This is a genomic window from Opitutaceae bacterium TAV5 (assembly GCA_000242935.3).
Classification (GTDB): Bacteria; Verrucomicrobiota; Verrucomicrobiia; order Opitutales; family Opitutaceae; genus Geminisphaera.
Genome location: CP007053.1, coordinates 1,225,246 through 1,245,310 on the forward strand (window position 1 = coordinate 1,225,246; position 20,065 = coordinate 1,245,310).

Annotated in this window: 13 protein-coding genes; 11 read left to right on the top strand and 2 right to left on the bottom strand. The window is 63.3% G+C overall.

Annotated features, from left to right (window positions below):
• Positions 1-42 precede the first annotated feature (42 nt).
• The 6 genes from OPIT5_05715 (at position 43) to OPIT5_05740 (ending at position 9,243) form a co-directional block, all read left to right on the top strand.
• Positions 43-1,488 carry an autotransporter gene (locus tag OPIT5_05715; GenBank protein AHF89808.1) on the top strand — a complete coding sequence of 482 codons (1,446 nt, stop codon included), beginning with the start codon at positions 43-45 and terminating at the stop codon, positions 1,486-1,488.
• Positions 1,489-1,626: 138 nt separating this feature from the next.
• Positions 1,627-2,316: a hypothetical protein gene (locus OPIT5_05720; GenBank protein ID AHF89809.1), complete on the top strand. Its 690-nt coding sequence runs from the start codon at positions 1,627-1,629 to the stop codon at positions 2,314-2,316.
• A 36-nt stretch (positions 2,317-2,352) separates the two neighbouring features.
• Positions 2,353-3,876 (top strand): hypothetical protein, encoded by a 1,524-nt coding sequence (locus OPIT5_05725; GenBank protein ID AHF89810.1) that lies wholly within the window; start codon positions 2,353-2,355, stop codon positions 3,874-3,876.
• The gene (locus tag OPIT5_05730) at positions 3,873-5,432 is read left to right on the top strand and encodes a hypothetical protein (protein ID AHF89811.1); all 1,560 of its coding nucleotides are present in this window, start codon (positions 3,873-3,875) and stop codon (positions 5,430-5,432) included. Before OPIT5_05725 ends, OPIT5_05730 begins: the two co-directional genes overlap by 4 nt.
• Positions 5,433-5,466: 34 nt before the next feature.
• The gene (locus tag OPIT5_05735; protein AHF89812.1) at positions 5,467-6,180 is read left to right on the top strand and encodes an N-terminal cleavage protein; all 714 of its coding nucleotides are present in this window, start codon (positions 5,467-5,469) and stop codon (positions 6,178-6,180) included.
• A gap of 210 nt (positions 6,181-6,390) precedes the next feature.
• Positions 6,391-9,243, top strand: coding sequence for a hypothetical protein (locus OPIT5_05740; protein AHF89813.1), 2,853 nt, complete (start codon positions 6,391-6,393; stop codon positions 9,241-9,243).
• A gap of 60 nt (positions 9,244-9,303) precedes the next feature.
• Here OPIT5_05740 and OPIT5_05745 read toward each other — a convergent pair whose 3' ends face one another.
• Positions 9,304-9,504, bottom strand: a complete 201-nt coding sequence (locus tag OPIT5_05745; GenBank protein ID AHF94107.1) for a hypothetical protein — start codon at positions 9,502-9,504, stop codon at positions 9,304-9,306.
• Positions 9,505-9,780: 276 nt separating this feature from the next.
• Between OPIT5_05745 and OPIT5_05750 the strand changes: the two genes are divergently transcribed.
• From OPIT5_05750 to OPIT5_05765, 4 genes are all read left to right on the top strand, one after another.
• Positions 9,781-11,337, top strand: a complete 1,557-nt coding sequence (locus OPIT5_05750; GenBank protein ID AHF89814.1) for an anion transporter — start codon at positions 9,781-9,783, stop codon at positions 11,335-11,337.
• A 106-nt stretch (positions 11,338-11,443) separates the two neighbouring features.
• Entirely contained in the window at positions 11,444-13,405 is a 1,962-nt protein-coding gene (locus tag OPIT5_05755) for a heme ABC transporter ATPase (protein ID AHF89815.1), read from the top strand.
• A 27-nt stretch (positions 13,406-13,432) separates the two neighbouring features.
• Positions 13,433-13,543, top strand: coding sequence for a hypothetical protein (locus OPIT5_05760; protein ID AHF89816.1), 111 nt, complete (start codon positions 13,433-13,435; stop codon positions 13,541-13,543).
• A 124-nt stretch (positions 13,544-13,667) separates the two neighbouring features.
• Positions 13,668-15,539, top strand: a complete 1,872-nt coding sequence (locus OPIT5_05765) for a molecular chaperone Hsp90 (protein AHF89817.1) — start codon at positions 13,668-13,670, stop codon at positions 15,537-15,539.
• 572 nt (positions 15,540-16,111) lie between these two features.
• Here the strand turns inward: OPIT5_05765 and OPIT5_05770 are convergent.
• Positions 16,112-18,754 (bottom strand): glycoside hydrolase, encoded by a 2,643-nt coding sequence (locus OPIT5_05770; GenBank protein ID AHF89818.1) that lies wholly within the window; start codon positions 18,752-18,754, stop codon positions 16,112-16,114.
• Between the two features lie 100 nt (positions 18,755-18,854).
• Between OPIT5_05770 and OPIT5_05775 the strand changes: the two genes are divergently transcribed.
• On the top strand, positions 18,855-20,063 hold the full coding sequence (locus tag OPIT5_05775) for an AraC family transcriptional regulator (protein ID AHF89819.1): 1,209 nt from the start codon (positions 18,855-18,857) through the stop codon (positions 20,061-20,063).
• Positions 20,064-20,065 lie beyond the last annotated feature (2 nt).

The following is a 20,065-nucleotide window of genomic DNA, read 5'->3' on the forward strand; positions in this document are numbered from 1 at the left end:
GGGTATCACCGCATCACTCAAACCTCCATCGAAAGATTCCCCATGAACAAACCCTTGCAAAACACCTGTCATCGTCTCGGCCGTGCGGGCCGCCTTTGCCGCTTCGCCGCCGGTCTTGCCGCCGCCGGTTTCGGCTTCGGCCCCGCGCTTGTTGCGGACACGCTTTACTGGAATGGCGGCGACGGCACATGGATGGCCGGGACCGGCACAGCAGGCTGGTCGGACACCGCCGAGAGTGGCGCAGGCAGCCTCGGCTGGATCGACAACAACGATGCCGTCTTCACCTCGGCAAACCCGACGCTCACCATCGGCTCCGCAGCCAGTGACAAGGTTTATGTCGGAAACCTCACGATCCAGAATGGACTCACGCTCAAACAGGCCGCCAATGCGGTGGATTTTTATATCACCGGAGCAGGTTCCGGAAATCTCACGCTGCAGGCGACCGCTATACAGTTGCGCACATTCCTCCAGTCTTCGAGTGCGTGGAACGGAACGATCTCGGTTTCAGGCAGCGCATCGAACAGCAACTACGTTTACGTGGACTCGGCCTCCGCGGTCGGGTCGAGCACCAGGTTGAATGTTGATCTGGGTTATGTCCTCTTTGGAGCCTCCAGCGGAAGTGCTTCATTCACCATCGGGGAACTATCCGGTGCCGACAGCAATTCACTGATTCGTTCCCGCGGCGACTCTGTGCAAACCCTGCGCATCGAACAAAACACCGACACCACCTACGCGGGCCGTATCGGCAGCGCGACAACCGGCACGTGGAACCTGAATCTGATCAAAGCCGGCACGGGCACTCTTGTCCTCTCAGGCGACGTATCCCACGCCGGCACCACCCTCGTCGAATCCGGCAAACTCTACTTCAACGGAACCACCTCCGCCCGCAACACGCTCAACGGCGTAAGCGTTGCCAGCGGCGCAACCCTCGGCGGCAAGGGTCTCATCGGCATCGGCGGCGGCGCGACACGCAACGTCACCATTGCCGACGGCGGCATCCTCGCTCCGGGCGGTGTCGATGAAATTGGCACGCTCACCATCAATGGCAACAGCACCGCCGGTGCCCTTGTTACCAGCGCGGGTCTTGTTTTCACCAAAAACGCCACGATTCAGGTTCGCCTGGCCGAACTCGGCACCAACGACAAAATCGTTCTCACCGGCAACGGTACCAATTTCGGCAAAGGCTCCGCCGCTGGCGGCGACGGCAGCATCCTCTTCGACTTCACCAACGACAACGGTCTCGCCGAACTCGGCACCTACGACCTGATCACCTTCGCCAACGAACCCGGCATCGTCCTTTCGACCTTCGGTCTCACGCAGGCCAGCATCGACGCCGGCTGGGCGGGCACTTTCGGGTACAGTGGCAATATCCTCCAGTTTACCGTCACCGGCATCGGCACCGTCATCCCCGAGTCCTCCACGTACGCCGCGATCATCGGCGGACTTGCGCTGGCCGGCGTGATCTGCGTTCGCCGTCGTCGCACCTGAGCGCGTCCACGGTGCCGTCCGGGTTATTCGACCGGACCGGCCTCGCCGTTCTTCCCCCCGTTTTGCATCCCCTGCATTTGCCTTCACCGACCCGTGCGGCACTCGCCCTGGTCGGCGAAAGGCGAAATTCTTCCAATCATGAAAACCCGTCGCTCCCGCTCCTTCCTCCCGATCTCCGCCGTCGCCGCACTCCTGTTGCTCGGCCCGGCATTTCTCTGTCGTGCCGCCGCAGATACGCCGGCCGACCCTGCCGCTGCGGCCGCTTCCTCCGCCGCCAACAACATCCGCGACTTCGACAAGGACGCCAACGAAATCGTCCCCGGGCGCTGGGCCTGGGGCTGGTTCAACGCCCGCTCCTTTTCCGATCCCAAACAAAACCTCCGCCTCTTCACGCAGGCCTACCCGGACACCCGACTCAAACAGCCCAACTGGACGGTCGATTCGAAAAAACGGGAAATCTGCTGGATCGTCATGGCCGACGGAACCGTGCGTACCGACCGCGCCGATATTGCCTGGATCTACCAGGTGCCTGCCGCCCTTGCGGCCTCCGGCCAGGTGAAAATCACCGGCGCCGCCACTTCCGGGCAGGATACCAAAAACCTGCGCATCTATATCGCCGGCGACGAACTCCTGCCCGCCAGCGAGCGCGCCGCGCTCAAGCCGGTTTTTGAGGAAACCGGCAAACAGATCGCGATCGACCTCACCGTCCCGGTCAAGGCCGGCAATCTCATCTACTTTATCCAGAACGACACCGGCACGCCGCCCCGCTACACCTCCGGCCATAAGCTCGACGTCACCATCAGCGCTGCTGTCAGCGCTCCGCACTGAAATTAAGAATTAAAAATTAAGAAGTTCTCCCCCGTCATGCGCCACCTGCTCCTGCCATTCTTAATTTTTAATTCTCAATTCTTAATTGCGTCGGCGGCTGCGCCGCAGCCGCCGACCTTCGCCGACTTCACCGGCGTTTGCCAGTTGGGAGCGAACAACGCCGCCATCGTCCCGCCCGGCATGATCGGCTGGGACCGTGCCGACGTCCTGTGGGACAATCTCGAACCCGCCCCCGGCGACTGGCACGACGACGTCCTGGAAAAATGGGGACAGCGCGTCCTCGCCCTGCGCGAGCACGGCGTCGAGTTCCTTCCCATCCTCTGCTACACCGCCCGCTGGGCCGTGGACACCACCCCGCGCACCACCTTCGAAACCGACACCACCCGCACCGTTCTCGAACGCAAGGACGACGGCCGCCTCGTTGTCCTCACCTACAAGAAAGCCCACAACGGCTCCTGGGTTCGGGAAAGCGCCGCCGTCACCAAACCGCGCATGCAGTGGGCCATCGCGCCCGACCACGTGCCCGCCTGGGAAAACTACGTGCGCCGGGTAGTCACCTACCTCTCCGCGCCACCCTACAATGTGCGCTACTTCCAGATCTGGAACGAGGCGCATCCTCGCAGCAGTTTCTGGCAGCACGCCAGTATGGACGATTACATGACGCGCATCCATCTCCCCGCCGCACGCATCATCCGCGAATCCGGCGGTCCCGATGCAAAGGTCGCTTACGGCGGCTGGCCCGACTGCGGCCCCATCCAGGAATACATCGACATGCTCGACCGCCACGACGCCTGGAAGACCATCGACGTCCACGACATCCACTACCTCCCGATTTCCGCCTTCGAAAAAATCCAGGCCGCCGCCCGGGAACGCGGCCTCGGTTCCGTGCCGCTCTGGCAGACCGAAATCGGCTTCGTCAGAAACACCGCCACGATTCCCGACATGTGGCCCCGCTTCATCGCCTGGTCACTCCGCCAGGGCTGGGCCGCCGCCAATCGCGACGACTACAAACTTTTCTGGTTTCCCGCCTGGACGCCCGACGCCCCCGCGTCCTACGGCTACGGACGCGCGCTCCTGCATGGCCAGAACCTCTCCGCCCACGGCCAGGCCATGCGCACTCTCGCGCAACTTTTCGGCGACTCCCCGCTCGTACTCTACACCGACCCCGTCACCACCACGCCCGCCCTCACCCGCAACGGCATCGCTCAAAAAAAAGACGGCGTTGAAATTTTCCTCCTCAAGCCGCCTGCGAACCCCGCCGCAACGACCACGCCCTCGTCCGCCACGTCCGATCGCATCCTGGCCGTCCTCCACCTGAACCGCGAAAAAGGCCGGAAACTCCCCGAAGCCATCACGCTTTCGCTGCCGCAACTCCCGTCTTCCCGCATTGCGAGCGTCCGCCGCATCGACATGGCCGGCCATGCCACTCCCGTCGAAAGCCCCGCCGGCACGAACGCCTTCCGCATCCCGACCGCCGACGCGCCGGAATCTCCTACCGCCACCTTGTTCACCAACGCCACCGTCCAGACGATTTACGTCGAACTCACACTCTCCAGATGACCCGCAAAACCCTCACGGTCCTTTCCGCGCTCTGTCTTCAGGCTTCCGGGTTTTCTGCCCAAGCGGCGGAAGCCCCGCCGCCCCCCTCCGCCATCCGTAATTTCAGCGGCGTCTGCCAGGGTTTCGGGAAAATCTCCGCCCTCAATGAATTCGTCGGCTGGGAACGCGACGACGTTTACTGGGACAAACTCGAACCCAAACCCGGCCAGTGGAATCAGGCCGAACTCGAAAAGTGGGGACAGAAAATCCTGCAACTCCGCGCCCAAGGCGTGCAGTTCCTGCCCATCCTCGACTACTCCGCGCGCTGGGCGGTGGACTCCGAACCCCGCACCCTGCACTTCGCCGACGGGCGCCGCGTGGAAATCAAACCCGATCCTTCCGCCCCCTTCCCGGGAGCGATGATCGAAACCACTTTTATCCGAAATGCCGCCACTGGCGCCTGGGAGCAGACCGGGGCCGGGAGCAAAACAGTCAAAAACCACGCCCTCTCCCAACTCGGCGCCGCACACGTTCCCGCGTGGGAGGCTTACGTCCGCCGCGTCGTGACCTTCCTCTCCGCGCCCCCCTACAACCTTCGCTACTTCCAGGTCTGGAACGAAGCCCACGCCGAAAGCGGTTTCTGGCGCCAGGGCGACGATCTCGACGTTTACATGCAGCGCGTCCATCTCCCCGCCGCGAAGATCATCCGCGAACTCGGCAGCAAGGTCGTTTACGGAGGCTGGCCCTGCTGCGGCTCCGTCCAGGAATACGTCGCACTCCTCGACCGCAACAACGCCTGGGAAAGCATCGACGTTCACGACCTCCACTACTTCCCCGTATCCAGCTTCGAATACATCCATCGTGCCGCCGAAAAACGTGATCACGGCTCACCCTCCATCTGGCAAACTGAAATCGGTTTTACCACCGACCCCACCGTCCTCGCCAACGAATATCCCCGCTACCTCGACTGGGCGCTTCGCAAGGGCTGGGACCCCGCCGCCGAACCCGACAAGTACAAGCTTTTCTGGTTCGCCGCCCAGTCGCCCGACGATCCCAAGGCCTACGGATACAAGCACAGCCTCATGCTCGGTGACAAACTCCACGCCCACGGCCTCAGCCTGAAAACGCTGGTTGCGCTCCTCTCGCCCGGCCAGTTCGGCCGCTACACCGATCCGGTTGAAACCTCTCCGGTCCTCCATGCCGAGATCGACGAACGCAAAAGCTCGCTGGAAGCATTCACGGCGGATGACGGCAGGAAGATCGTCCTCGCCCTTCATCTCGCGCAAAACAACACGGCAAAAATCTTCACCGACTGGAACGGCGACCTCGGCACGATTCACCTCGATCACGGCAATCCGACGATCACCGTGACGCTTCCGGTTCTTTCGCCCGGCCGCATTCTCAGCGTCCGCCGCGTCGATGCCGCCGGCACCGCCACACCGCTCGTCGCCGAAGACGCCGCCAACTCAACCACCCTTGTCGTCCCCATTCGCGACTCGAAGGACAGCCCCTCCGCCAAATGGATGAACGACGGCCCCGTCCGCACCTTCTACGTGGAAATCACGCTGAAACCATGAATCATCCTCGATGCCGCCCTGCTCTCTCCCCGCCATGAAAACACAACCCAACCTTCATCCATATAGCCTGCCTTCGCGGGCTTTTACCCTGATAGAGCTCCTTACCGTCATCGCCATCATTGGCATCTTGGCGGGCATAATGATCCCCGTGGTCGGAGCCGTGCGCGCGAAAGCCCGCGCAGTACAATGCATAAGCAACCTCCGGCAAATCGGCGTGGCCTTCCTCGGCCATGCCGCCGCTAACAAGGATTACCTGCCCAACGGTTGCTGGCGGGCATCAGGTGTCGAACTCATGTGGGACGAAGCCATCAGCCCCTATCTTCAACACAGCTTTGGCAGTTCCGCTCCCAACGACGTCAGCGGCAACCGCCGTGGCAAGGACATGCTTTTTTGTCCGAGCGACACCAAACATGCACGTTATTCCGCCACCTGGGTGCGCCGTTCCTACTCCTTTTCACGAGGGGCCACCCCCTCAGATCGGGATAAACAATACGGCTATCGGCTCTCCGAATTCACAAGCCTGTCACGCACGATTCTTGTCACTGATCGCAGCCAAAGTAACAACTATTGTGGTTCTTACGCCTGCTGGGACATCGGCGGCGCGTCCACTCAAAAAGGGGGTGATGGCATGGGGGAACAGACGCACAAGGGGCGTTTCAATTATCTGTTTGTCGATGGACATGTGAAAAACCTCGATCCCGCCGAAACCTCCACTCCCTACAACATGTGGACGTTCACTGGCCAATAGATGAGATGACGCCCTTGTCCTGAAGGGTTGAACCCGCCGCCGGTGTTACCTTGGGGAGGGTTCCAACCGGATTTCAGTTCTCGTTCTCGATAAACTCGGCAGCGATGCCCGCGCGTGGAATGACGAGACCACAAGCATTCGCATCTTCTACCTCGAACTGACGCTGGACTGATTTCTCTCCACTCCCCGGGGACCGTATTTATCCAAAAAATGACCAGAAGCCTGTTTCACCTCGCAACCATTTTCATCGGACTGGTTGTCGCCTCCAACCCAAGCATCGCCCGATCGCCGGGCAGCGCATTTTCCTCGCAGGCGGGCCGCTGGACCTGGTACACGGGCGAGCCGATTGTGCTCCAGAATGGTTCTTCCGGTGACGGCATCTCCGCGCCCCTGGAAATCCGCCGGTTGCCACCGGAGCACGTGCTGCTCCGCGAGACCCTGCTCATTGCGCAGCGCCGCAAGCTCAGCGCCACCGAACAGGCCTATGTCACCGACGCCACCGCCCGGCTTGCATCCACGACATCCGCGACCGTGATCGTCGTGGCGGGCTCCGACGGCGAAAAGACCAAAGTCGTCCGAGCGACCGCACCCGATACCGGTTTGCCGGTCCTTCTCCGCTTGCCGCTGACGGAAGACGGCACCGCCCGCATCGCTCCCGAAACGCTCCCGCCCGGCACCTACGAGGTACGCGTGCCAGCCGTCACCGGCGCTCCGCCTGTTGTCCGCACGCTCACCCTCCGCACGCCGCTCGATCATACCGACTTCCTCATGCGCGGCACCGACCTCTTCGCCGCGCTTCCGAACCACCGCGAACTTTTTCAGATGCCCGCAGCCGGCATCAACACCATCCAGGCCCACTACCGCAATGCCGAGGGCGCGGACTCGCTTGCCGCCCTCGGCTACGAAGGCGTCAATTGCGGCATCCAGCCGAAGGCCGATCCCTCGTGGGCCCCGACGAAATCGGACGGCACCTCCGGCGGACGCCAGTTCTACAACGTCAGCTTCAACAACGCGGACTCCATCCGCGGCATGACCGACTACATCCACGGCCCCGGACGCGCCCAGCTCCTGCATCCGTTCAACAGCACCTCGCTCACGATCAACGAAGTCGCCGACATGGTCCTCATCGACTACAGTCCCGCCGCCCGCGCCGGATGGACTTCGTATCTGGAAAAAACCTACAAAACCATCGACGCCCTCCGCGCCGACTGGGGAGCCGAAGCCGACGCCGACGCCGGCCTCGCGTCCTTCGAGGCCGTTCCGATGCCCGAGCCTCCCGGCGGGGTGGGCGGTTCCTTCAACACTCATCTGATGATGGACCGGGATCAGCAGGAGCAGGCGAAGGAAACCTCCACGACCGCGCAGCCGGACTGGCTTCGCGCCGCCTGGTGGCACTGGCTCAGGTTCAAGGACCTTTCCATGCGTGACTGGCTCGCGCACGCCAAACACGAATACGACCAGGCCGGTGCCCTGCTTTCTGGCGACAAGCTCATTCACCCGCACCACGACCCCGGAATCACTTTCCGCTGCAACTGGTTCGTGCTCTCTCAGCAGGGCAGCAGGATCTTCACCTACGATTCCTACAATCCCACCTGGCGCTTTGGCGCTTACTTCGCCGACCTCGCTTCGCAACTCCATTCGACGCCCTGGGTGCTGGAGACGAACAAGCTCGGGGGGCCGCCCGCCGAGGCCGCCGCCGAGCTCTACAGCCTTTATGCCCACGGCCTGACCGGTGTCGCCTTTTTCAAATGGCAGCCCTACACGGAAGGTCCTTACTATTTCGGGCTCCTCGATCCGGACTGGAAACCGGGTGAAAAATTCGACGCCGTCGCCCGCATGTATGCGCTCGCCGCGCAGACCGCGCCCTCGCTTCTCCATCTTCGCACCGAACGCTCTCCCGTCGCCGTCATCTATCCGCATTCCGACCTCGTGCAAAACACGGCCCGCGACTGGACGCTCTTGCGGAACTGGCACGCCTTCTACGGAGCATTTACCAGCCGGCACCTGGTGCCGCACATCCTCACCGAGGAGTTCGCCGACCAGCCCGTTCCGGACTGGATCAAGGTCGTCGTTCTCGCCGACGTGAATCATGTCGGACCCACGGTCTGGGCAAACCTCCGGTCGTGGGTCAGGGAAAAAGGCGGTGCTCTCGTCATCGCCGGACGCACCGGCGAGTACGACCGCTACGGGAAAAAATCATCCGTCCTGTCGCAGTATTTCGAATACGAAACCGGCGACGCCCGCCTGCCCAAGGCCAGCATCACGGCCGACTCCCTCTCCGCGAATGTCTTCCGCACCGGCGAGTGGTTCGTGCAGAACGGTGTTTTCAAACGCACCGCGCCCGAGCTCCTGGACGTGAAGCCGCAAGGCAAGGCGTGGACGGCCTTGCGCACCGTCAACATGAAGAACATCGCGTTGATGAAACGTCCGCTCGGCAAAGGCCGCGTTGTGGTCGTTCCCTGGTCGCCTGGCGCGATGTTTCGCGAGGAGTCTGCGGCCGGCGACCTGCGCGACTTCTGGTTCGATCTACTGGCGGAAGAGGGAATCGTTTCCCGTCTCCGGGTCTCGCCCGCCAATACCGAAATCGACGCCGTGCTGCGCACCGGCGACGACGGGCGCGCGGTGTTCGTCGCCGGCACCAACCACGGCAAGCCGGAACGTTTCACGTTTGCGGTGCCCATGCCCGCAGGCGTGCCCATGCGCGCCTTTCGCCTGGAGGGAAAAACCGCGAAGGAACTCGCGCTGAACTCCGATCCGTCGGGTGAAACCGCTTCGTTCGAGCTGGAACTCGGCACCTTCGAGACGTTCGCGGTCTCGCTCTTCCCGCAGGAGAGCCGGGCAACGCTGCTCGGCATCGACGGCACACCGCACGCGGTGCGCGTGCAGGGCGACGGTCTCCCCTGGACAGTCACGGTGACAGACGCGCAAGGTCTCATACTTTCCCGCCCGCGTCACGGGGTCGGCACGGCGGAGATCGCCTGGCCGGACTACGCGCTCACGAAACGGCCCGTGAAGATCGAGCTGACCTCTCCCCAAGGCAGGTCGGAATTGATCCTGCCCTGATACGCGCGGTCCCTGCCGATTCCCGGATAACGGGCAATGTCGGCACGGACCTTGCCACGCTCAGCCTCGCATCGCGGGTTTGCAGGTGTCGTGGCCTTCCTTCGGCAGGTGCACCGCCCGGATGTTGCGGTACCAGACGACATCCTTGTGGTCTTGCAGCCGCAGATGCCCGGGAAGCTGCATGTTGGTGTCCGTCTGCGCTTCGGTCACACCCGGCAGTTGCACGTTGTTGTGAATCACGACGCCGTTGTGAAAAACCATGACGCGTGCCGGTTCCTTCACCACCGCGCCTTCGCAGCGGGGCGCCCGTCACCGGACCGCGCGGTCAGCGACGGCTGGCCTGCACCGGGTCCCACACCCTCACGGTGGGAAATTTCTCACCGGCATGTTATCCGCATCACGCTTCCGGCGAAAGAAACCACAAACCTCTGCATTTCGCGGCTCCGGTTCCGGGCGGCGCGGTGCCAGCAGCGCATCAATGTATTTTCTAATACATCTCATAAGGGAAAATTGTCGACGTCCGGCAATTTTTTCGGGATGAGCAAGCCCTGTTCCGTGGAAAAAAACTATCCTCTTACCCATCCCCTGCACGACAAGAAAGGCAACCCGATCGACGAACCGGGGCACGGCTGGCGCCTGCGCATCGGCCTCTCCATCGCGGCCCTGCTCCTGCTGGCCATGTGGTTTTCGCCGGCCCTGCCCGGTCTCAGCCAGGGCGGCACGCGGGTCGCCCTGCTCGCGGTGATGATGGCGGTCCTGTGGGTGACCGAGGCGATCCCCATTCCCGCGACCTCCCTCCTGCCTCTGGTGCTCCTCCCGCTGCTCGGCATCTCCCCCGTTCGCCAGGCCGCCGCCCCGTACGCGGACCCGGTCATCTATCTGTTCATGGGCGGCTTCATGCTCGCCCTCGCCATGGAGCGCTGGAACCTCCACCGGCGCATCGCCTTCACCATCATCGGCGCCATCGGCACCCGCCCGCGTTCGCTCGTGCTCGGTTTCCTCTGCGCCGCCGCCTTCATCAGCCTGTGGGCGAGCAATTCCGCCACCGCCATGATGCTGCTGCCGATCGGCGTGAGCGTCCACTCCCTGCTGAAGGCCATGCCCGGCAGCCAGGCGGTCGCCCGCGAGATGGGCGCGGCCCTCGTCCTCGCCATCGCCTACGGCTCCAACATCGGCGGCATGGGCACGGTCACCAGCACTCCGCCCAACGTCATTCTCAAAGCGTACATGGAAAAGGTCCACGGCATCGAAATCAGTTTCGGCCAGTGGATGATGCTGGGCATACCCGTGGTTCTCATCTCGCTGCCGCTGGTGTACCTCATCCTCACGCGGGTGACCTTCCGCGTGGCCAATGACGAGATCGCCGGCGTGAAGGAGAAACTCGCCAGCGAACGCGCCGGGCTCGGCCGCATGAGCTGGCCCGAGTGGGCCGTCACCGGCGCCTTCCTGCTGGCCATCAGCCTGTGGGTCTCCCGCGAAGTCTGGAAGGCCGACGCTCCGAAAACCGCCGGCGCGGAGTGGCCCCTGGGCGCGCTCATCACCGACGAAGTCATCGCCATGGGCGCGGCGCTGCTCCTCTTTTTCATCCCCGCCAACCGGAAAAAAGACGCCTTCGTCCTCGACTGGACGTGTCTCAAGAAAATGCCGTGGGATGTGCTCATCCTTTTCGGCGGCGGCCTGAGCCTGGCCGCGGCGATGGAAAAGACCGGGCTGGTCCAGGCGCTCGCCACGGCGCTCGGCAGCATGTCCGACTGGCCTCCGCTCGCCGTCGTGTTTCTCGTCACCCTCGTGATGATCTTTGCCACGGCGTTCACCAGCAACACCGCCACGGCCACCGCGTTCCTTCCGGTCATCGGCGCGCTCGCCATCGGTATCAACCAGCCTGCGCTGCTGCTCTGCGTACCCGTGACCCTCGCCGCCAGCGCTGACTTCGCGCTCCCCGTCGGCACTCCGCCCAACGCCATCGCCTACAGCTCCGGCCTCGTCTCGTTGCCGCGCATGTTGCGGGCCGGCATCTGGGTCAACCTGCTCTTCGCCCTCCTCCTCCCGCTCCTCATGTGGACGCTCGGCCGCCGGGTCTTCGGCCTGGACTGACCCGGCCTTCACGCGGGGCGCGAAGCGGGCTAACCTTCGGGTGCCCGCCTTGACGGCAGGCTTGCGTGCCCTCTCCTTCGTCCGTCATTTCTGGCAGCTTCTACCAATGGCGCTGCTCACCTTGCTCGACGTTTCCCATGCCTTCGGCGGTCCGCCGGTTCTCGACCACATCAACTTCCAGGTCGATCCGGGTGAACGCGTGTGCCTCGTCGGGCGCAACGGCGCGGGCAAGTCCACGCTCATGAAGCTCATCGCGGGCGACATGAAACCCGACACCGGCGAAATCTTCCGCCAGCCCGGCGCGCACTTCGCCCGGCTCACCCAGGAAATTCCCGCCGAGGTCGGGCTGCCCGGCTCCGTCCACGATTTTGTTGCCGCCGGGCTCCGTCCCGCCTCCGCGCACGAGGAGGACTGGGAGCAGGAAATCCGCCTCGAACAACTCCTCGACCGGATGCAGCTCCCGCCCGCCGCCGAAGTCGCCCGGCTCTCCGGCGGACTCAAGCGTCGCGTGCTCCTCGCCCGCGCGCTCGCCAGCGCGCCCGACCTGCTCCTGCTCGACGAACCGACCAACCATCTCGACCTCGCCAGCATCCTCTGGCTGGAAGAATTTTTGCAGACCGAGAAAATCGGTCTGTTTTTCGTCACCCACGACCGCGCCTTCCTCCGCAAGCTCGCCGGCCGCATCGTCGAGCTCGACCGCGGCGTGCTCACCAACTGGGCCTGCCCGTACGACACCTTTCTCGTCCGTCGCCAGGAACGGCTCGAAGCCGAAGAACGCCAGCAGGCCGCCACCGACAAAAAACTGGCGCAGGAGGAAGAATGGTCGCGCCGCCAGCCGAGCGCGCGCCGCACCAAGGCCGTGGCCCGCCTCGAACAACTCGCCGCCCTCCGCGCCGAACGACGCAACCGCCGCGCCCGCACCGGCACCGCCACCCTCCGCGTGACCACGGCGAGCGAATCCGGCGTCAAGGTCATCGACGCCGAAAACCTGTCGTTTGCCTGGCCCCCGCCGCCGCCTGCGGCGGGGAGTTCGGAGTTCAGGGTTTCCGGTTCAGAGTTGGAAGAGACGCCCGTAGCCGGTTCCCCAACCCTGAACTCCAGACTCCAAACCCTGAACCCGGCGGCGGAGCCGCCGCCGCCGCTCCTGCGCGACTTCACCGCCACCATCATGCGCGGCGACAAGATCGGCCTCATCGGCCCCAACGGCGCGGGCAAGACCACGTTTATCAAACTGCTCCTCGGGCAGCTCCAGCCGACCGGGGGCACGCTCAAGCACGGCACGCAGCTCGAGGTCGTCTATCTCGACCAGCTCCGTGCGCAAATCGACGACGCAAAATCCGTCGCCGACAACGTGGCCGACGGCAACACGACCGTGACCGTCGCGGGGAAGACGAAGCACGTCATCAGCTACCTCCAGGATTTTCTCTTCGAGCCCGACCGCGCGCGCACTCCCGCCCGCGTGCTTTCCGGCGGCGAACGCAACCGGCTCCTCCTCGCGCGCCTTTTCACCCGGCCGGCCAACGTCCTCGTGCTCGACGAACCGACCAACGACCTCGATGCCGAAACGCTGGAGTTGCTGGAAAACCTGCTCGTCGAATTTGCGGGCACGCTGATCGTGGTAAGCCATGACCGCGCATTTCTGGATGAGGTGGTGACGAGCGTGTACGTGTTCGAGGGCGAGGGCCGCGTCGCGGAATACGTCGGCGGCTACACCGACTGGCAGGCCGAGCTGGCGCGGAAACCCGCCGGGGCGGGGACCCCGGATCAGAAATCCCCGGCCTCAGGCAGCGGGGCAGGTCCCGCGACGGCAGGAACTCCGCCGCCGGGAGCGGCGCGTCCGCGCAAGCTCACGAACCGGGAACGCAACGAGCTCGCCGCCCTCCCGGCGCGTATCGAGAAGCTGGAGACCGAACAGGCGGAGCTGACTGCGAGACTGGCCGATCCGGCGTTCTACCAGCGCGAGCCCGGCGCGGCCGGCGAGGTGCGCGCGCGGATGGCGGTGATCGAGGAGGAGCTGGCGACAGTGTTTGCGCGTTGGGAAGAGCTGGAAGCGGCGGCGACGGAGTGACACCGTGCATCCCTCCCTCCCCTCCCGATGTTCCTGATTTTACACAAGGATCGCGAAGAACGCGAAATCTCTGAAAACCAGACCGTTGCCCACTTTGGTCTTTTTCCGACCTTTGCGTCCCTTGCGGCCTTTGTGTAAAAATCCGCAATCCGGGATCTGAAATCCCCCCCCTCCCCTCGCTTTTCTCCGATCCAAAAACTGGACATTCGCCTCCGGACCTTTTTAGGGCATGGGTTCTTTTTCGTTTTTCTTCCACACGACCATGTCCAACACCACTGCTCCGCAATCCTTCGAGTTCCAGGCCGAAATCAAGCAACTGCTCGATATCGTTATCCACTCGCTCTATACGGAGAAGGAAATCTTCGTCCGTGAGCTTGTTTCCAACGCCTCCGACGCGCTGGAGAAACTCCGCCACCTCCAGCTCACCGAAAAAGACATCCAGGACGCCGGCCGCGACCTCGAGATCAACCTCACCACCGACGACAAGGCCACGCCCAAGACCCTCACGATCCAGGACACCGGCCTCGGCATGACCCGCGAGGAACTGGTGAAAAACCTCGGCACCATCGCCCACTCCGGCTCCAAGGCCTTCCTCAAGGCCCTCGGCGAGAATGGCCAGAAAAACGCCAACCTCATCGGCCAGTTCGGCGTCGGTTTCTACGCCGCGTTCATGGCCGGCCAGTCGGTGAAAGTCTACTCCCGCTCCTGGCGCACGGCCGAGCCCGGTCACGTCTGGTCGAGCGATGGCGCCGGCAGCTACTCGATCGAGGAAGCGCCCGACCTCACGCGCGGCACCAAAATCGTGATCGAGCTCAAGGACGACTGCGGCGAATTCGCCGAAGAGTCGCGGGTGAAGAGCATCCTCGAACGCTACAGCGCCTTCGTCTCGTTCCCGATCAACCTCAACGGCAAACGCATCAACACCATCCAGGCGCTCTGGTTGCGCTCGAAAAACGAAATCAAGGACGAGGAGTACACCGAGTTCTACAAGTTCCAGGCGCACGCCTGGGACGAGCCGCGCCTGCGCCTCCATTTCAGCGCCGACGCCCCACTCCAGATCAACTCGCTGCTCTTCGTGCCGAAGGAAAACACCGAAAAATTCGGCATGTCGCGCCTCGAACCCGCCGTTGCGCTCTATTGCCGGAAAGTCCTCATCGACGCCCGCCCGAAAGACCTCCTCCCCGAATGGCTCCGCTTCCTCAAGGGCGTCGTGGACAGCGAGGACCTGCCGCTCAACATCTCGCGCGAGACGATGCAGGACAAGGCCCTCCTCCAGAAACTCGGCACCGTCATCACCAAACGTTTCCTCAAGTTCCTCGAAGAGGAAGCCACCGCCCGCCCCGATGCGTACAACGAGTTCTACAACGAGTTCGCCATCTTCCTGAAAGAAGGCGCCGCCACGGATTACGCCAACAAGGACGCCCTCGTAAAACTGCTCCGCTTCGAGTCCTCGCTCACCGAAAAGGGCAAGGCCACCTCGCTCGCCGACTACGTTTCGCGCATCACCGGCACCGGCGACAACGCGCAGAAGGAGATCTATTACCTGATCGGCGCCAACCGCGAGGCGCTCGAAAACGGGCCCTACCTCGAAGGCTTCAAGTCGCGCGGCATCGAGGTCCTCTTCTGCTACGAGCCGGTGGACGAATACGTCATGAACAACGTCCGCGAATTCGACGGCAAGAAACTGATCTCCGCCGACCACGCCGACGTCAAACTCCCCGACGCCCCCACGCCGCCCGAGGCCGAAGGCGCGCTCACGAAGGACGAGATCGAAGACCTCGCGAAGTGGCTCAAGGAAACCCTCGGCGAGCGCGTCGAGACCGTGAAGTCCAGCGACCGCCTCGTCGAGTCGCCTGCGCTGGCGACCAACGCCGACAAGTTCATGACCCCGCACATGCGCCGCATGATGAAGGCCATGAACAAGGATGCCGCCGACGCGCCGCTCAAGGTCAACCTCGAGATCAACCCGCGCCACGCCGTGATCCGGCACCTCGCCGCCGCGCGTTCGGCGTCGCCCGAAAAGGCGAAGCTGATCGCCGAGCAGATTCTCGACAACTCGCTCATCGCCGCCGGCCTCTTCGAGGACCCGACAAAAATGATCGCCCGCCTCTACAAGCTGCTGGAGCAGGTGTAATGCACAAGGAGCGGCGGCATTCCTGCCGCTGCAACGAGGCGCATGTATCTGTTTAGAGAGAGAGCCAGTCAGCCCGCCTGTAGTCCGCCCGTAGCTGCGAACGTAAGTTCGCAGCTACGCTCTCTCTCTGTCTTTCTCTCTGCGCCCACTCCCAATCTCTGTGGTGTGAAAATTTGCACCACAGAGATTGGGAGTGGGCGCAGAGGGCCAGCCCGCGTCCCCGATGTTTCGTAGCTGCAAACGTAAGTTCGCAGGCAATCGTCCCCCCCCGCTCCAACTCAAGGCAGACAAGCCAACCGCGAATGGACGCAAATGAACGCGAATAAAACCAATGGCTCCGCTATTTCTGCCTTCATTCGCGTCTGTTCGCGTTCATTCGCGGTTACGGTTTGGATTCTTCGGTCATGGCGCAGCCAATACAGAACCTTTGTGTAAAAATCCGAAATCCGGGATCTGAAATCTCCCCCCCCGGAGCCTGCACACGGGATCGTGACCGGACCTGCGAGGAAAGCCATTCGTTGTGCGAAATTCCCTCCGGCTGAAGCAGCGGCAGGAATGCCGCCGCTCCCGGCTCATGCGTACGTATCTGCCAGCGAACGATACCGTAGTTTTTTCTCGACGGTCGCCTTTGTCGCCGGGCGCGCCAAGGTGACGATCACTTCCTTTGGCTCACCTGGATAAAGCTCGAACCAGTTATCGTCCGCCATGTGTGCGAGACCCGGCAACCCGAACGCAAACCGGTGCTGGAAAACCGGCGAGGTGAATGCCACGGCGAACTCCTTCGGTCCGAGCTGACGCACCCGCACGCGTGTCTTCGCCCGCGGCAACGGCAGGAAACGCGGCGGCGCCAGAAATACCGTGTCCTCGCTCACCGTGCGGCCTCCGACATCCAGAGCGATGCGCAGATAGATGTTGTCGCGTCCGTAGCGCTCCATCGCTGCGCCGAGGTCCAGTGTTTTCTGATTCACGCTTTCGCCATAGCGCAACGTCACCGATTTTTTCCCGGAAAGCAGTGACTTCACTTTTTTTGTTCCACCCGCCCTGGCATCGATGCGGAAAAGATCCCAGCGCAACACGCCCCTGGCCGGAACCGGCGCGTCGTAAACCGTATGGAGATGAACCTCGCGCACCGTGGTGCGGCGGTAGTTGCCGATGACCGGTGTCTCGTCACCCGGAACGTGCGCCGTGACGAGCGCCGGCGCATTAAAACGGCGGGCGGCGTAATGCAGCGCTTTCCAGCGCCCGGTGAACTCGATCGAGCTCCACGACGCCACCGGCCAGCAGTCGTTGAGTTGCCAGTAGATCGTGCCCATGCAGCGCGGCGCGAGGCGGCGGTAATGCTCGATGCCCACCTGCATGCAGTAGGCCTGGTTGAGCTGCGAGAGCCAGATGAGGTCGTCCTGCGATTTCGGCAGCCGGTAACGGCGCGAAACATAATCGAGGATGATCTGGTTGCCGGCGCGGTTCTTCTGATGGTTCTCCATCGTCGGGCCGAAGACGTTGTCGTCGTCGGCCGGACAGAAGGTGGCGTTGGTTTCCGGCGAGGAATAACTCTGCATCCCGAATTCGGATACAAACCGGAATGCGTATTTCTCGTAATCCTTGACCGGCTTGCGGGCATGCCACACGTCCCAGAAATGCTTGTCGCCGCGTTTCTCGAAAACCTCGTGACCGGTTTCCCAGTCGCCGCTCCATTCGGAGCTCGGCCAGTAAGGCGTAGTCCCGTCATGCTCCGCGATGACGGCGGGAAGCAGGTCGTGAAAGATACGTTCGTAACCGGCCTTGTGCTCCGGCGTGTCGAGGATGCGGGGTTTGTTGATCTGCACGAGTTCGTTGTTGCCGCACCAGAGTGCCAGCGACGCGCGATGGTGGACGCGACGGACGTTATAAACGGCCTCGACACGCACGCTTTCGACAAATGCGTCATCGTAGGGATAGAGTGTGCAGCCAAACATGAAATCGTGCCAGACGAGCAGACCGAGTTCGTCGCACAGGTCATAAAAATGCTCGCTTTCGTAAATGCCTCCCCCCCAGAGGCGCACGCAGTTCATGTTGGCGAGCGCGGCCGCCCGGAGATCGCGGGCGTAGTCGGCGCGGGTGAGGCCGGCGACAAAGGCGTGAGCGGGAATCCAGTTGGCGCCCTTGATGAAAACGGGACGTCCGTTGACGACGAACCGGAACGACTCTCCCCACTCGTCGGGATGCCGGTCGAGCACGAGGGTGCGCAGGCCGATGCGTTTCCGGATTGTATTCAGTTTTTCGTCACCGGATGAGGCGATGATTTCGACATCGTAGAGCGGCTGCTTCCCCTGCCCTGCCGGCCACCAGAGTTGCGGATCGGGAATGGACAGGGTGATCGGTTCTGTGAGTGGCGCGGGCGTCCCGCCGGCCGTGGGAGCGGCGGCATTCCTGCCGCTGCGACGAGGCGCAACGCGCCTCGCCTCCGGGACTTCACGGGCTGGAAGCCCGTGCCACGGAAGCGGGCGTTTGGCAGAAAAAGCCCGCGCCACGTCCTTGCCGTCGAGCGTCACCCGCACTTCCACCGACACCGGCGCATCCATCGCCAGTTCCGGCGTGACCGTGAGTGTTACGGAACCATCCGGGGCATGAGTCTGGGCGATGTGCGCATGGACGAGGCGGTTGGCGCCCCAGCCCTCGAGCCGGATGTCGCGCCACACGCCGGCGGTAACGAGGCGCGGTCCCCAGTCCCATCCGAAGTTGCACTGCATCTTGCGGACCCGCGTGCAGCCTCCGACAGGGTCGTTGCACTCGCGCGGCGTGTGTTCGGGACGGACGGAGCGGATGTAGTCCATCGCGCTGCGGAAATGGATGCGGAGTTCGTTGCGACCGCGGCGGAGCAGCTTCTTCACCGGCCAGCGGTAGCCCGTGAACATGTTTTCCGTGGCGGCGATTTTTTTGCCGTTGAGGAAAACCGTCGCCACCGTGTCGAGCCCGTCGGCAACGAGATCGATCTGCTCGTCATCGAAGAGCGAAGCCGGAACGTTGAAAGTCGCCGTGTACTCCCAGTCGCGCTCCTCGATCCACTGCAAGTCGAGCTCGTGGGTGCCGTAAAAGGGATCGGGTATCTTTTCCTCCCGGATCAGGTCCGTATGGACACAGCCCGGCACCTGGGCAGGCAGCCATGTTTTTTTTGAAGTGTCGCGAAAGCGCCAGCCGGCGAGACCGGCGGAGGAAGCAAGATCGAGCGTGGTCATGTGAAATGCGGGAGACGGGAGGTGAGAATGTGAAGGCGAAACGGATAACGGACGGTAGTGAAAAGAGCGGGAAAAGCGGTCGTCTGGCGCGAATAAAGCGTTGCCGAAAACGACATTTCTTTTGTCATTTTCGCCAATGAAAAAGCGGAAAAATCCCGACGCGCCGTTCCGGGTGCAGCTCGTTGTCGGAGAGGGGCTGGAGTATTTTCGCAACACCCTGCTCGGGGCGCGTCACTACGGTTTCGACACGGGCCGCCTCGAATTTGCCGATCGCTGGCTGGCGCACGAGCGGACCGACAATCCCGCCGCACTCGTCCGCCGCGACCGGATCGACGGGATCGTCGCCGCGATCAACACGCGGGACGAGGAAGCCCGTTTTCTGGAAGCAGGTGTTCCGGTCGTGAACCTCTCCAACGGCATGATCTCCCCCGTCCTGCCGCTGGTAACGCAGGACGATGTGGCGGCCGGACATCTGGCGGCGGAGCATTTGCGTGCGTGCGGTTGCCAGGCATTCGGTTTTTGGGGACAGCCCGGCGCCGCCTATTCGGAAGAGAGGCTGCAGGGGTTTCGCCGCGCGTTGGGCGATAACAGTCCTGCGGTGGGCGGCGGCATCCCCTTCGGGCGTCGCACGCCCGCAACCGTTTTCGCCGCCATGAAACGCTGGCTGGCGACGCTGCAACATCGCCGTCCGCTCGGGCTGTTCGCGGTGCTCGACACGCTGGCGCTGCAACTGATCCGCGCCGCCCGCGAACTCGGCTGGCGCGTGCCGGAGGATGTGGCGGTGCTCGGCGCCGGCGACGACGACTTCTGGGTGGATTTCGAAAGCGTGCCTCTGTCGAGCGTGCGGTTGCCGTCACGGGCGATCGGATACGAGGCGGCACGCTTGCTGGACAGGCTGATGACGCGTGGCGAGCGCGGGCATGGCGAAGTGGTGCGCCTCCCGGTGAGCGAGGTGGCGGCGCGGCGTTCGACGGATGTGCTTTTTGTGGATGATCCGGCGGTGTCGAAAGCGGTGCGCCTGATCCGCGAAAGCGGGGGGCGGCTGCGGGTGGCGGAGCTGGTCCGTGCGGCCGGCGTGTCGCGCTCGGGCTTGCAGGCGCGTTTCCGGAAGGCGCTCGGCCGCTCGATGCTGGAGGAGATTCACCGGGTAAAGCTGGCGCGCGCGCGGGAGCTGCTGGCGACGACCGATCAAAAACTCTCCGCCGTCGCCGCGCAGTCCGGCCTCGGCAGCCAGCATCGCCTCAGCGTGCTGTTCCGGACGAAGCTGGGGCAAACGCCGTCGGCCTTTCGCCGGGAGCGGAAGGGATGAAG

Bases quoted from the DNA above. Each gene is read 5' to 3' on its own strand.
- OPIT5_05715 (AHF89808.1), top strand. From the start codon at position 43: ATGAACAAACCCTTGCAAAACACCTGTCATCGTCTCGGCCGTGCGGGC.
- OPIT5_05720 (AHF89809.1), top strand. From the start codon at position 1,627: ATGAAAACCCGTCGCTCCCGCTCCTTCCTCCCGATCTCCGCCGTCGCC.
- OPIT5_05725 (AHF89810.1), top strand. From the start codon at position 2,353: ATGCGCCACCTGCTCCTGCCATTCTTAATTTTTAATTCTCAATTCTTA.
- OPIT5_05730 (AHF89811.1), top strand. From the start codon at position 3,873: ATGACCCGCAAAACCCTCACGGTCCTTTCCGCGCTCTGTCTTCAGGCT.
- OPIT5_05735 (AHF89812.1), top strand. From the start codon at position 5,467: ATGAAAACACAACCCAACCTTCATCCATATAGCCTGCCTTCGCGGGCT.
- OPIT5_05740 (AHF89813.1), top strand. From the start codon at position 6,391: ATGACCAGAAGCCTGTTTCACCTCGCAACCATTTTCATCGGACTGGTT.
- OPIT5_05745 (AHF94107.1), bottom strand. From the start codon at position 9,504: ATGGTTTTTCACAACGGCGTCGTGATTCACAACAACGTGCAACTGCCG.
- OPIT5_05750 (AHF89814.1), top strand. From the start codon at position 9,781: ATGAGCAAGCCCTGTTCCGTGGAAAAAAACTATCCTCTTACCCATCCC.
- OPIT5_05755 (AHF89815.1), top strand. From the start codon at position 11,444: ATGGCGCTGCTCACCTTGCTCGACGTTTCCCATGCCTTCGGCGGTCCG.
- OPIT5_05760 (AHF89816.1), top strand. From the start codon at position 13,433: ATGTTCCTGATTTTACACAAGGATCGCGAAGAACGCGAAATCTCTGAA.
- OPIT5_05765 (AHF89817.1), top strand. From the start codon at position 13,668: ATGTCCAACACCACTGCTCCGCAATCCTTCGAGTTCCAGGCCGAAATC.
- OPIT5_05770 (AHF89818.1), bottom strand. From the start codon at position 18,754: ATGACCACGCTCGATCTTGCTTCCTCCGCCGGTCTCGCCGGCTGGCGC.